This is a genomic window from Ectothiorhodospiraceae bacterium 2226, from assembly GCA_013348725.1.
GTDB lineage: Bacteria > Pseudomonadota > Gammaproteobacteria.
The window spans coordinates 1,664,240-1,676,990 of sequence record CP054689.1 but is presented as its reverse complement, the minus strand read 5'-3'; the positions used below and the strand labels follow the sequence as shown (position 1 = coordinate 1,676,990).

Here is a 12,751-nt window from a genome sequence, read left to right as displayed (position 1 = left end):
CCGCCTAGACCTTCGAGCGCTCCGTACCGCTCTCCACGACGTGGCCGCTGCGCTCGATGAGCTCGGCGATAATGGGTTTGCTCGCCTCGCCGAAGTAAATGGATCGGTGCGGGAACGGGATCTCGATCCCCGCCGCGTCGAAGGCCTTCTTGAGCCGGCGCCGGTATTCGCGCCCCACCGCCCACTGCTGGATCGGCAGGGTCTTCAGGCGCGCCTTGATGACCACGGCGGAGTCGGCGAAGTCGTCCACGCCGAACACCTCCATCTCCTGCAGGATACTCGGCCCCCACTCCTCATCCTTGCGCATCTCCTCGGCCACCTGGCGCATCACCTCCACCACGTGATCCGTGTCCTCCTTATAGGCCACGCCGATGTCCATCACGTAGCCGGACCAGCCGGTGGTCATATTGGCCATGGAGCCGATGGTGCCGTTCGGAAAGATATGCACCGTGCCCGACAGGTCGCGCAGCACCAGGGTGCGGAAGTTCACCTCCTCCACCAGGCCGCCGGTGCCGTTGATCACCGCCACGTCACCCACGCGCACCTGGTTCTCGAGGATGATGAAGAATCCCGCGATCACGTCGCGCACCAGATTCTGGGCGCCGAAGCCGATCGCCAGGCCCGCCACGCCGGCGCTGGCGAGGATGGGCGCGATCTCCACCCCCACCTCGCGCAGCACCACCAGCGAAGCGGTGACCCACACCATGATCACCACCGCCTGGCGCAACAAGCGCACCAGGGTCTCGGCCCGCTTGGCCGATTCGCTGGCCGGCTGCCCCTCGACCACGCCCTGGCGCACCAGGTGCCGCTCCAGTCGCCGCAGCGCGTGCTTGATCACCATCACGCCGATCCATGCCAGCAGCAGGATGAACAAAATGCGCAGTGACGAGCCGATCACGGTCGCCCAGGTGATCTCGCCGAGAATCTGCTCCACGACGTCCATCGCTCAGGGCCTTAGGCGGCGGCGCCCTTCATGCGCCGGTACTCGGGCGCAAAGAAGAACTCCGGCTCGCCGAACGCGGGCTTGAGCTGCTCGAGCCACGTGGCCTCGGGGTCGAAGCGCGCGAAGAACGGCCGCTGCACCCAGTCCGGATTGCGGGCCTGGATAAAGCGCAACACGAACACCTTCTCGCCGGCGATCTCGGCCACACCCTGGATCTCCACCTTGCCGGGGCCGGCGCTCATGGACGGCCCGCGCGCGGTACGCCCCAGCCCCGAGACCTGCTGCATGGCGTCGCGGTAGATCTCCCAGGCGCGCGCGAGCGGTACCTCGAAGTAGCGCCGCGCTCCCGTGTCGCGCTCGACGAACAGGTAGTACGGCACCAGCCCGAGGCGCACCTGCGTGCGCCACATGCGGGCCCACACCGCCGCGTCGTCGTTGATGTGCGCGAGCAGCGGCGCCTGGGTGCGGATCACGGCGCCGGTGTCGCGCACGCGGCGAATCGCCTCGCGCACGATCGGGGTTTCCATCTCGCGCCAGTGGTTGAAGTGCGCCATCAGCGCCACGTGCTTACCGCCCTTCACCAGGCGCTCGAGCTGGAACAGCAGCAGGTCGGCGTCCTTGTCGCTGACGTAGCGCTGCGGCCAGAAGGTGAGCGACTTGGTGCCGATGCGGATGGTCTGCACGTGCTCGAAGCGCGGCTCGAGCAGCGGGTCGAGGTAATCCACGAGGTGCTGGCTCTTCATCACCATCGGATCGCCGCCGGTGAGCAGCAGATCGGACACCTCGGGGTGGGCGGCCAAGTAGTCGTGCAGGTGCGAGGCCTCGCGCGCCGAGAAGCGCAGCTCCTTGTCGCCCACGAACTGCGCCCAGCGGAAGCAGAAGGTGCAATAGGAGTGACAGGTCTGGCCCTGGCTGGGGAAGAACAGCACCGTCTCGCGGTACTTATGCTGCAGCCCCTCCAGCGCCTCGCCGTCCACGCTCGGCACGTTGAGTTGCTGCTGACCGGCCGGGTGCGGGTTCAGGTCGGCGCGCAGCTCGCGGGCGATGGCGCGCAGCTCCTCGCGCGGGGCCTCGCGGCGCAGCGCGTCGGCCATGCGATCGAAGGCCTGCGGGTCGAGCATCTCGGGCTGCGGAAACACCAGTTGGAAGATCGGATCCGCGGGCACGCGGTCCCAGTCGATGAGTTCGTCGATGACATAGCGATTGACCCGAAACGGCAGCACGTTGGCCACCACCCGCATCGCGAAGCGCTGCTCGGCCGACAGCACCTTGAGCGGCTCGATTTGGTCGAGGTGCCGTTCGGTGTAGACCTCGAAGCGGGTGTGGGAGCCGAGCGCGCCCGCGCCCGTGTGCTTGATCTTGGCAATGGTGTTCATACCTGAGCCTCGCTGTTGCAACCGTCCGCGCGGCGGGCGCGGCGGCCGGTGTTGTCTCGTCCTTCTCGGAGCAAAAGGGGGCCGCGGCCTCGCGTGGAGACCGCGACGCGCCATCGCGTGACTCACCCCTCTGGTGCGGCCCGGCCCTCTCCCTGGCCGGGCGAATGAAAAGCATCGGCGGCCTGCCGTCAGGCGGAGCGAGCCTCCCAACCCAACTCCCGCGCCCGCTCGCGCGCCTGGCGCGGCACGTCGGTGGCCACGAAGTGGCGGTGCAGGATCTGCACCCCCAGCATGTGATTGATGATGGCGTCGAGCTGCACCTGAGTGCCGGCACTCGCCTCGGGATCCTCGTGCACGGCGAACAGCTCCTGTACGCCCTTGGGATCGAGCAGCCCCGCATCGGCGATCGCCTGATCGGACAGGAACTCGGACGCCAGCGCCTTCATGGCCGCGTACTTCTTGGGATCGGTATGCGCGGGCGGCGCCATAAAGGCGAACTTTTGGCGTTCGTACAGCACCTTCGGCAGCAGGCCGCGCATGGCCTCGCGCAGCACGTACTTCTCGGTGCGGCCCTTGATGCGCATCCCCGGCGGCAGCTGGGTGGCCGCCTCGGCCAGGTGATGGTCGAGGAACGCCGGGCGCGCCTCCATCGAATTGGCCATGTCCACGCGGTCGCCGCCCCAGGTGAGGATCTGTCCCTCGAGCATAGTCTTGATCCACACGTACTGCGCCTTGTCGAGCGGGTGGCGGTCGTGGAGCATGTCGCCGTCGAGCACGCTGGCGATGCCCGCGCCCGGGGAATAGCCCTCCACCTCGCGGCGCAACTCGGGCGCCATCAGCGCCGGTACGCGCTCGCCGGCGCGCAGCCACGGCTGCAGGCAGCTCGGGGTGAAGCCGCACAGCTGGTCCAGCGCCGGATCGGCCAACGCCTCCTCGGCCAGCATGGCGCCGCGGAACAACTGGTTGCCCTCGTCCAGCAAGGCCTGCCAGTCGGCGCGCTCGGCGTCGCTCAAGGTATCGAGCCCGTACAGGAACATGTCGCGCCGAAACGCCGGATAGCCCGCGAAGAGCTCATCGGACCCCTCGCCGGTCACCACCACCTTGTAGCCGGTCTCGCGCACGTGGCGGCTCATGAGCAACTTGGCCACGCCCAGGGTGTTGTAGATGGTGCGCTCGGCGTGCCACAGCGTTTCGACCAGGTTGTCGTACAGGTGGTCGGCGCTGAGCATCATCACGTCTTGCTCGGCCTCCACCGACTCGGCCATTTCGCGCGCGATGGCGGTCTCGTCGTAGGCCTTGTCGTCGAAGCCGATGGTGAAGGCCTTCACCGGGTCCTGGCGGCAGGCCGCCGCCAAGCCGATAATCGAACAGGAGTCGATGCCGCCCGAGAGGTAACAGCCCACCGGCACGTCGGCCTCCAGGCGCAGGTTCACCGCCTCCAGCAGGCCCGCGCGCACCTCCTCCACGCACTCCTCCTCGGGGCGGTTGTCGTCGCGCTCCCCCATCACCGGGAAATCCATGTCCCAGTATTTTTCCTGGCGTAGGTGGAAGCGGCCGTGACGGCGCTCGACGATCAGCACGCAGCCGGGCTGCACCTGCTGGATGCCGTCGAATGCCGTGGTGCCGGGCACCACGGTCTGCATGAGCTGGTGGTACAGCCCCTGCGGATTGAAGCGCCGGGGCACCTCGGGGTGCGCAAACAGCACCTTCAGCTCGGAGCCGAACACGAAGGTGTCGCCGGTCTGCGTCCAGTACAGCGGCTTGACGCCGAAGCGGTCGCGCACCAGCATCAGGCGGTCGCGCTCGCGGTCGTACAGCGCGAAGGCGAACTCGCCGCGCAGGTGCGGCAGCATGCCCTCCAGGCCGTAGCGCGGGTACAGGTGGAGCACCAGCTCGGAATCGCTCTTGGCGCGAAAGCGCGCACCGCGCGAGGTGAGATCGGCGCGGATGCGCTGGTAGTCGTAGAACTCGCCGTTGTGCGCCATCATCAGCTTGCCGTCGTCGGAGACGAACGGCTGGCGGCCGCGGTTCTCGTTCAGGTCGACGATGGTCAGGCGCGCGTGCGAAAAGCCCACGCCGCGATCCTCCATGCGCTTCCAGCCGAAGCCGTCGGGGCCGCGATGATGCTGGATCGCCACCATGGCGACCAGGGTCTCGGGGTCGATGGGTTTCGCCGGATCGGCGTTCATGTAACCAGCAATTCCGCACATAAAGAAGCGTCCTCGTAAAGCGGGGGCGCGCGACCGCGGCGCGCCAGGTCCATTTCGGTCGGGCGTGTCAGTCCTGCGCGTCCATCACCTGCCCGATGCGTTGCACCAGACAGGTGAGCAGCGCCATGCGCACGAACACGGCACCGCGCGCCTGCGCGAAGTACCAGTTGTGCGGCGTGTCATCGAGATCGGTGGCCAGCTCGGCACCGCGCGCCAGCGGATGCAGCACGATCGCGCCGGACTTGAGCGGCGAGTCGGCCGACAGGCGCATGTCCACCCCGAGTTGCTCGTAGGTATCGCCCACCCAGGCGATGGAGTTGATGTACACCACGTCGAGCGCGGGCAGGGTCTCGTCCAGGCGCTTGGAGACGCGCACGCGCAGTCCGCGCTGTTCGAGCTCCTCGCGCTGGCCTTCGCGAAACAGCCCCTCCTCGGGGCTGATGATCACGATCTCGGCGATCGCCTCGGGGAACAGGCTCAACATCAGCAGCAGACTGCGCACGGTGCGCATGCGGTCCGGTACCCCGATCACGCCGATACGGATGCGCTGATCCTCGGGCAGGTCCTCGTCGAGCAGCTCCGGGCGCCACTTGAAGATGGCGTACAGATCGGCGAGCGCCTGCGTGGGATGCTCGTCCACGCCGTTGCCCGCATTGATGATTGGGATGCGCAGCGCGGGTAACATCTCGTACACCGACTGGTCGTGCGAGTCGCGCAGCACGATGACGTCGCCGTAGTTGTTGAACATCTCGGCGATGTCGGGCAGCGACTCGCCCTTGGCGATGCCGGTCGAGCCACGATCGGTGATCGACATGATGTCGCCGCCTAGCCGATGCCACGCGCTCTCGAACGACAGGCGCGTGCGCGTGCTCGGCTCGTAGAACGCGCTGATCAAGATCTTGTTGGCCAGCGGCCGCGCCATCAGCGCCGGGGTAGACTCGTACTGTGCCGCCAGGCGAAACAACTGCACGCAGGTGGCGCGGTCGAATTGGCGCGCCGAGACGATGCAGCGGTTGGCCAGATCCACCAGCGGCGCGGCATCCTCTTCGATGTGATTCAGCAGGGCGGTGGGGCGTTCGATGCCCGCCGTCCCGTCCTTGGGCTGCAAAGGGTGTTCCAGCAGCGGATTCAGCTCGCTCACCATAGTCTCCCCGATTTCCTGTCCCTGATCCAAAGTGTAATCAGCACCACCGGCGCCACCGCCGCCGCGCCGATCGCGACGCTCACCAGCACCGTGAGAAATTCGATACTCGCCGTCATGCCACGCCCCCGCCCAGGTTAGGGCTCGGACTCGGCGCCGAACCACCGCTCGGCGGCGTCTCGTTCAGGCGCCGCCAGTCGAAGTCTTCGGGCCACAGCCAGGTGCTCACCAACACCAGCGTCATCGACACCGCGGCGCCGACCAGCGCGGCGACGTAGAACCCGATGATGAAATACGCGCTCAAGCCCGCGGCGCTGCCCAGCACCATGGCGAGGATCGCGCCGGTGCGATTCGTGCGCCGCCAATACAGACCGGCCGCCACCGGCCAGATGGTGCTGGCCACAAACGCGCCGGTGAAATGCAGCAGCGCCGCGAGGTCGGTGATGCGCGGCAGACACAGCAACCAGGTCAGCACGCCCAAGCCGAGCACCGTGTAGCGCGCCGCACTCTGCAACTGCTCGGGCGTCATGTGCTGACGCACATGCCCCTGATAGATGTCGCGCGTGACCAGGTCGCTGGTCGCCGCGAGCAGCGAGTCCAGGCTCGAGGCCAGCGCCGCGAACACCACCACGAAGACGATCACCGCGCCGGCCACGCCGAGCAGCTCGGCGGCCACCATCGGCCCGACCATGTCGGCGTCCGGCACGTTCAGCGCCAGCGCCGGCGCGGCCAGTGCCACGAAACCGGCGACGATCGGGATCGGCATCCAAAAGATGCCCGACAGCAGATAGGCGCGCCGCCCGACGTCGCCGCGAAACGCCAGCGCGCGGCTCCACCACACGTTGGAGTGGAAGATCTCGCCCACCCCGAACAACAGGTTGTTGAACAGAAACATCAGCGCGGCCGGCATGAGCATGTTCAGCAGCTCGGGACGCTCGCTGAGCAGCGTGCCGTGCATCTCGTCGAAGCCCACGCGCCCCACCGCCAGCACCGCCAGCACCACCACGCCGACCACGATCAGGATGGTCTGAATGAAATCGGTGCCGATCACCGCACGCAGCCCGCCGAGCAGGGTGTACGCAACGCACACCGCGAGAATGACACTCATGCCGATGCGGTAGTCGATGCCGGACAGGGCATGAATCAACACGCCGCCGGCCATGCCCAGGCTGATCAGCCAACCCAGACCGTAGAACAGCGAGATGGCGAGAAACACCCGCCAGCCGGTCTTGCCGTAGCGCAGGCGGAAAAAATCGCCGCTGGTGTAGCCGCCCGGCATCAAGGTACGGATGCGGTGCGCGAGCGGCGCGAACAGCAACAGCCCGATCGAGCCCAAGGAGTAGCCGATCATCCCCCACAGGCCGAGCTGCAGCGCAAGCTGCGGCGCGGCCATGGTGGTATTGCTGGTCACCCAGGTCGCCATCGCGGTGGCGGTGGCGAGCGCCATGCCGACGTTGCGCCCGGCCAGCATGTAGTCGTCCGCGGTGCGCGCCCCGCGGCCCCAATACCATCCGAGCGCAATCCACAGCGCGCTCAGGATTACCAGTAATAGGCCGGCGAGCCCCGGATCCAGAATGGCATCGCCGACCACATTCACGCGAAGACCAGCCCCTTGATGTCCTGCAGGGCGTCCTCGGTGGACTGCACGCGGGCGTAACGATCACGCAGGGTGCGGATGGTGGCCTCGTGCAAATCCGGCGTCACCGTGGCACACGCATCGTCGATCAGCGTGACGTAAAAGCCGAGGTCGCAGGCGTCGCGCACCGTGGTGGACACGCATTCGTTGGTGTACACGCCGGTGACGAACAGCCCGGTGATCTCGAGGTTACGCAGCACGTACTCCATGTTGGTGGAGGTGAACACGCCGCTCGCGGTCTTGTTGATGACGATCTCGTCGCCCTGCGGGGCGACCTGTTCCAGGAATTGCGCCTCCTTGGAACCGGGCGCCGCGTGTACGCCGAGGCGCTTGTGACCCGGGCTGCGCTCGCGCCCGTCCTGGGTGAGCGACTGGATACGCGTGTGGATCACCTCCAGGCCACGCGATCGAAACGCGTCCTGCAGCAAGCGGATGTTGGGCAGCACCATGTCGTGCAAACGCGAGAAGTAGTATTCCTGCGCCTCACGCGGCACATCGTTCTCTTCCAGGTTGGCGAACACGCCGTGGCCGGGCGCGGCGTCCAGGTACTGCACGTCGATGACCATCAGCGCGGTGTGATGTTCACCGAGCGAGCGCCGAAAGGCCTTCGGGTCGGTAATGCTCTCCCGATATGCCTCCTCGAGCGGATCGACGTTCAGAAATTGCGGATCGAGCTTGTCTTCCATGGGCGCTCCTAGGCGGCCAAGCGGGCGAGCGTGGCCAGGGCCAAGTTCGCGCCGCGTTCGATGTCTTCCCACGCCGTCCACTCCGCCGCGGAATGGCTGCGGCCCTCTTTGCTGGGCACGAAAATCATAGCCGCGCGGGTAATGCCCGCCATGATCTGCGTGTCGTGCGCCGCGCCGCTCACCATGCGCAGCGCCCGCAAGTCCAGTGCATTGGCGTGTTCTTCGATCAGGTCCGCGATACCCGCATCGCATTTGACCGGTTCGATCTCGCTCAGCACCTCGAACTCGAACATCAGGTCGCGCCGCCGGGCGATGGCGGACAGCGCCCGGCGGAAGGCGTGACCCAAGCCCGCGAGCACCTCGGGCGCCGGGTCGCGCACGTCCAGAGAGAATTCCACCCGCCCCGGCACGGTGTTGGCCGCGCCGGGATAGAGCTCGGCGCGGCCGATGGTGGCCACGCTGCGCGCACTGCCGTGCTCCTCCAGAATGCGGGCGATCTCGCCGGCGAACTCGGCCAGCCCCTGGAAGGCGTCCTGGCGCATGTCCATGGGCGTGGTGCCGGCATGATTGGCGACGCCGATCAGGCGCACGTTCCACTTGAACAGCCCGGTAATGGCCTCCACCACGCCGACACTGATTTTCTGGCGATCGAGCACCGGGCCCTGTTCGATGTGCAGTTCCAGAAAGGCATGCAGGCTGTCCGGCCGGCGCTGGGCGCTGAGGGCGTCCATCGGATCGAGTCCGTAGGCCTGCATGGCCTCGACCAGCGAAATGCCGTCGAGATCGTGCGCGGCGTAAATTGTCTGCGGGGTGAGGCGCCCGGCGATGGCCTGCGAGCCGAGCATGCCGCCGAAGCGGCCTTCCTCGTCGGTGAAGGCGACCGCCTCGACCGGGCGCGCGAGCGCGGTGCCGGCCTCCTTCAGACGGCGCACGCACTCCAGCGCGACCAGCACGCCGAGCGCACCGTCCAGGTGGCCGCCGCCCGGCACGGTGTCCATGTGCGAGCCCATCATCACACTGGGCGTGCGCCCTTCGTCCCAGCCGAGACGGGCATGGATGTTGGCCGCGCCGTCCACGTGCAGGTCGAGGCCCGCGGCGCGGATGCGCTCGGCGAGCCAGGCGCGCGCCTGCATATCGCCGTCTGAGAAGGCCATGCGGTAGAGGCCCTGCCCCTCGCCGAGGCCGATGGTGGCGAGGGTCTGGATATCGGATTTCAGTCGCTCGAAGTCGACCGTCAAACTCATGCAGGCTCCTTTGCCGCGGCGCGGGCACCGCTGACGATCAGTCCCAGCGTCATCAGGAATACGAGCAGCCCCACGCCCAGGAAACCCAGCGCGCGGGGCAGTGGGTGATGAGCCACCTCGACGCGTCGCGGTGCGCTCCATGGACCCGCCCCTTCGGGGCCCTCCACCCGCACACGGTAGTAATAGGTGCCGTCCGGCACGCCACTCTGCACCCGGGCGGAGTCGAGGCCGCGGTAGACCGTCTGCGCCTCGGCGAATGTGGCGTCCGCCGCCCGCTGGAGCACGAAGCGCGCGCCGGCGCCCGCGACGGCGCCGGACCAATCGAGCCGGTAGTACCCGGCCCGCGCCACGTCCTCACTGACCGTGAGGACGGGCACCTGCGCTACTGCGGCCGGCGGCAGCAGGAGCAGCAGGCAAAAACACCAGCACAAGAATCCCCGCAAACCGGACCTCAGGCGCGGCGCTTGGGCAGCTCCGCCGCCTCCGGGCGCGCACCGTTCAGATAATCGGCGAGCGAGACGGTTGGCACGTCGCCCGCGTCGACCAAGGGGTACAGCGAGCAGCGCTCGCAGGCCTTCAGGCGCGGCTGGCTGCCCATGGGCGCCTTGCCGATCGGACGTTCACGCAGTTCCATGCAATCAAAGGTACTGAGATACGCCCGCTGCGGAGCACAAAAGAACATCTGCTTATCCACGTCTTTTCCTCCACTCGCTCATGCGAGTTGCCACAGCCCCCGACGGATCATGTCGCTCCCTCGTCGGCCGTTCGTCAATCGGCACCCAACGGCCGCAAGGCCGCCTGCCGATCCGTCACACCCATGGCCTGCACCAGGCGATCCAGATGCCGATGCAAGCCCTCCAACTCCGCGTCCGGCAGACTCTGCAGGGCGCTGCTGATCGCCCCCTGTGCCGGCCGCGGCGCATCCTGCAGCAGGCTCATGCCCGCTTCCGTGAGGTACAGGCGCACCACCCGTTGATCGGGTCCGCCCCGTACGCGCTCCACCAACGCTTTGCGCTCGAGCTTGTCGAGCATATTGCTGGCCGTGGATTGATGAATGGTCAGCGCGCGCGAGAGCTCCGACACACGCATCCCCGGGGCTGTGGCCAGCTCCCACAAAGCCCATAATTGCGCGGCGCTCACGCCGCAGTGCGATTCGACCCAGCGCGAGTGCTCGCGGATCGCGCCCAACACCAGGCGCAGGTCGCGGATGATGGCGTTCAGGCGCGTACTGCGCAGACCGTCATCGGGGCGCGGACCGGAAACGGATTCGTTCGGCATGTGCATGCGGGGCCTGCCATCGCGAAGGAAGATCGGACCCACGGCCCCCTCAGGCTGTGCGATCCGCCGGAATATTTTTGTACAATACCATTTTTCGGGAAATGTTTCAAAACGGGGCCAGGTGCGGCTTGGAGCGCGCGGGGCGCCTGCTACAATGCGCAGCCCGATCGCGAAGCCGCCCCATGTCCGATTTGAATCCCCGCCAACGCGAGGCCGTGCGCCATATCGACGGCCCCCTACTGGTGCTGGCTGGTGCCGGCAGCGGCAAGACGCGCGTGATCACCCACAAGATCGCCTACCTGGTGCGCGAGTGCGGCTATAAGGCGCGCGACATCTATGCCGTGACCTTCACCAACAAGGCCGCGCGCGAGATGAAGGCGCGCGCCGGCGCGCTGATGCAAGGGAAGGAAGGGGCCGGACTCAAGGTATCCACCTTCCATACCCTGGGTCTGTCCATCCTGCGCCGCGAGGCCGCCGTGCTCGGCTACCGCAGCGGCTTCACCATCTTCGACGCCGCCGACAGCGCCGCGCTCATCAAGGAGCTGGCCAGCAAGGGCCTGGAGCTCGACAAGGACCAGGTCGCCGAACTGCAGCAACGCATCTCCACCTGGAAGAACGACGGCGTGTCGCCCGAGCAGGCCGCCGCCGGCGCACAGGCGCACGAGGTTGCGGCGGCCAAGGTCTACGCCCAGTACCAGCGCCACCTGAAGAGCTACAACGCGGTCGACTTCGACGACCTGATCACCGTGCCGGTGCGCCTGTTCGAGGAGAACGCCGAGGCGCGCGAGCGCTGGCAGAACCGCGTGCGCCACCTGCTGGTGGACGAGTACCAGGACACCAACGCCTGCCAGTACCGCCTGGTGCGCCTGCTGGTCGGGGCGCGCGGCGCGCTCACCGCGGTGGGCGACGACGATCAGTCGATTTACGCCTGGCGCGGCGCGCGCCCGGAGAACCTCGCCCAACTCGCCGAGGACTTCCCGCAGCTCAAGGTGGTCAAGCTCGAGCAGAACTACCGCTCCAGCGGGCGCATCCTCAAGGCCGCCAACCAGCTCATCCAGAACAACCCGCACGTGTTCGAGAAGCGCCTGTGGAGCGAGCTCGGCTACGGCGACCCGCTGCGGGTGCTGGCCGCCAACGACCCCGAGCACGAGGCCGCCAAGGTCGTAAGCGAGATCCTGCACCACCACTTCACCCACCGCGGCGACTACCGCGATTACGCCATCCTGTATCGGGGCAACCACCAGTCGCGCCTGTTCGAGCAGGCGCTGCGCGAGCACCACATCCCCTACCGGCTGTCGGGCGGCACCTCGTTCTTTGCCCACACCGAGGTGCGCGACCTGATGGCCTACCTGCGCCTGCTGGTCAACCCGGACGACGACGCCGCCTACCTGCGCGCGGTGAACACCCCGCGGCGCGAGATCGGCCCGACCACGGTGGAGAAGCTCGCCAACTACGCGCAGGGGCGGGGCACGTCGCTGCTGGCCGCCTCGCTCGAGCTCGGGCTCGCACAGCACCTGCCCGAGCGCGCGGTCACGCGCCTGCAGCAGTTCGGCGAATGGCTGGTGGACGTAGGCGATCGCGCCGCGCGCGGCGACACGCTGGGCGTGGTGCGCGACATGATCAAGCAGATCGACTACTACGCCTACCTCACCGACAGCGCGGCCACGCCCGCGGCGGCCGAACGCCGCGTGGGCAACGTCGAGGAACTGCTGGCCTGGATGCAGCGCATCATCGACGCCGCCGAGGGCGAGAAATCGCTCGGCGAGGTGGTGGCGCACATGAGTCTGATCGACATGCTGGACCGCAACGAAGACGAGGCCGAGATGGACGCCGTGCACCTCCTTACCCTGCATGCCGCCAAGGGGCTGGAGTTCCCGCACGTGTTCCTGGTCGGCATGGAGGAGGAGCTGCTGCCCCACCGCGTGAGCCTCGCCGAGGAGAGTCTCGAGGAGGAACGGCGCCTGGCCTACGTGGGCATCACCCGCGCCCAGCGCACGCTCACTTTCACGTACGCGCGCAAGCGCAAGCGCGGCGGCGAGTTGATCGACACCGAACCCAGCCGCTTCCTCCAGGAACTGCCTGCCGACGACCTCAAGTGGGAAGGCAAAGGCGAACAGGTCGACCCCGAAGAGCGCCAGTCGCGCGGCCAGGCGCATCTGGCCAACCTGCGCGGGCTGCTCGGGCAGTAGCCGCCATCGCCGCTGGGCGCGGGGCCCAGGTTGTTATCCACGGTGCGG

General features: G+C 67.6%; 11 protein-coding genes. 1 reads left to right on the top strand and 10 read right to left on the bottom strand.

Going from position 1 to position 12,751, the window contains the following annotated elements; genetic code table 11:
• Nucleotides 1-4: 4 nt before the first annotated feature.
• From HUS23_08055 to HUS23_08010, 10 genes are all read right to left on the bottom strand, one after another.
• Entirely contained in the window at nt 5-943 is a 939-nt protein-coding gene (locus HUS23_08055) for a mechanosensitive ion channel family protein (protein ID QKT03773.1), read from the bottom strand.
• 11 nt (nt 944-954) lie between these two features.
• Complete coding sequence (locus HUS23_08050; GenBank protein QKT03772.1) at nt 955-2,319, bottom strand: lysine 2,3-aminomutase; 1,365 nt, start codon at nt 2,317-2,319, stop codon at nt 955-957.
• 188 nt (nt 2,320-2,507) lie between these two features.
• Nucleotides 2,508-4,529 (bottom strand): asparagine synthase (glutamine-hydrolyzing), encoded by a 2,022-nt coding sequence (asnB, locus tag HUS23_08045; GenBank protein QKT03771.1) that lies wholly within the window; start codon nt 4,527-4,529, stop codon nt 2,508-2,510.
• Between the two features lie 67 nt (nt 4,530-4,596).
• The gene (locus HUS23_08040) at nt 4,597-5,673 is read right to left on the bottom strand and encodes an aspartate carbamoyltransferase (protein ID QKT03770.1); all 1,077 of its coding nucleotides are present in this window, start codon (nt 5,671-5,673) and stop codon (nt 4,597-4,599) included.
• A 112-nt stretch (nt 5,674-5,785) separates the two neighbouring features.
• Nucleotides 5,786-7,267: an urea transporter gene (locus tag HUS23_08035; GenBank protein ID QKT03769.1), complete on the bottom strand. Its 1,482-nt coding sequence runs from the start codon at nt 7,265-7,267 to the stop codon at nt 5,786-5,788.
• The gene (locus HUS23_08030) at nt 7,264-7,992 is read right to left on the bottom strand and encodes a cysteine hydrolase (protein QKT03768.1); all 729 of its coding nucleotides are present in this window, start codon (nt 7,990-7,992) and stop codon (nt 7,264-7,266) included. The genes HUS23_08035 and HUS23_08030 overlap by 4 nt, the downstream gene beginning before the upstream one ends.
• A gap of 8 nt (nt 7,993-8,000) precedes the next feature.
• Complete coding sequence (locus tag HUS23_08025) at nt 8,001-9,236, bottom strand: Zn-dependent hydrolase (GenBank protein ID QKT03767.1); 1,236 nt, start codon at nt 9,234-9,236, stop codon at nt 8,001-8,003.
• Nucleotides 9,233-9,679, bottom strand: coding sequence for a fibronectin type III domain-containing protein (locus tag HUS23_08020; protein QKT03766.1), 447 nt, complete (start codon nt 9,677-9,679; stop codon nt 9,233-9,235). Before HUS23_08020 ends, HUS23_08025 begins: the two co-directional genes overlap by 4 nt.
• Before the next feature lie 8 nt (nt 9,680-9,687).
• Nucleotides 9,688-9,930, bottom strand: a complete 243-nt coding sequence (locus HUS23_08015; protein QKT03765.1) for a hypothetical protein — start codon at nt 9,928-9,930, stop codon at nt 9,688-9,690.
• 74 nt (nt 9,931-10,004) lie between these two features.
• A complete protein-coding gene (locus HUS23_08010) occupies nt 10,005-10,520 on the bottom strand; it encodes a MarR family transcriptional regulator (protein QKT03764.1) in 516 nt (171 codons plus the stop codon).
• A 176-nt stretch (nt 10,521-10,696) separates the two neighbouring features.
• On the opposite strand from HUS23_08010, the gene rep reads away from it, so the two are divergent.
• Nucleotides 10,697-12,703, top strand: a complete 2,007-nt coding sequence (gene rep, locus HUS23_08005; protein ID QKT03763.1) for a DNA helicase Rep — start codon at nt 10,697-10,699, stop codon at nt 12,701-12,703.
• Nucleotides 12,704-12,751: the final 48 nt, after the last annotated feature.

Bases quoted from the DNA above. Each gene is read 5' to 3' on its own strand.
- HUS23_08055 (QKT03773.1), bottom strand. From the start codon at position 943: ATGGACGTCGTGGAGCAGATTCTCGGCGAGATCACCTGGGCGACCGTG.
- HUS23_08050 (QKT03772.1), bottom strand. From the start codon at position 2,319: ATGAACACCATTGCCAAGATCAAGCACACGGGCGCGGGCGCGCTCGGC.
- asnB (QKT03771.1), bottom strand. From the start codon at position 4,529: ATGTGCGGAATTGCTGGTTACATGAACGCCGATCCGGCGAAACCCATC.
- HUS23_08040 (QKT03770.1), bottom strand. From the start codon at position 5,673: ATGGTGAGCGAGCTGAATCCGCTGCTGGAACACCCTTTGCAGCCCAAG.
- HUS23_08030 (QKT03768.1), bottom strand. From the start codon at position 7,992: ATGGAAGACAAGCTCGATCCGCAATTTCTGAACGTCGATCCGCTCGAG.
- HUS23_08025 (QKT03767.1), bottom strand. From the start codon at position 9,236: ATGAGTTTGACGGTCGACTTCGAGCGACTGAAATCCGATATCCAGACC.
- HUS23_08010 (QKT03764.1), bottom strand. From the start codon at position 10,520: ATGCACATGCCGAACGAATCCGTTTCCGGTCCGCGCCCCGATGACGGT.
- rep (QKT03763.1), top strand. From the start codon at position 10,697: ATGTCCGATTTGAATCCCCGCCAACGCGAGGCCGTGCGCCATATCGAC.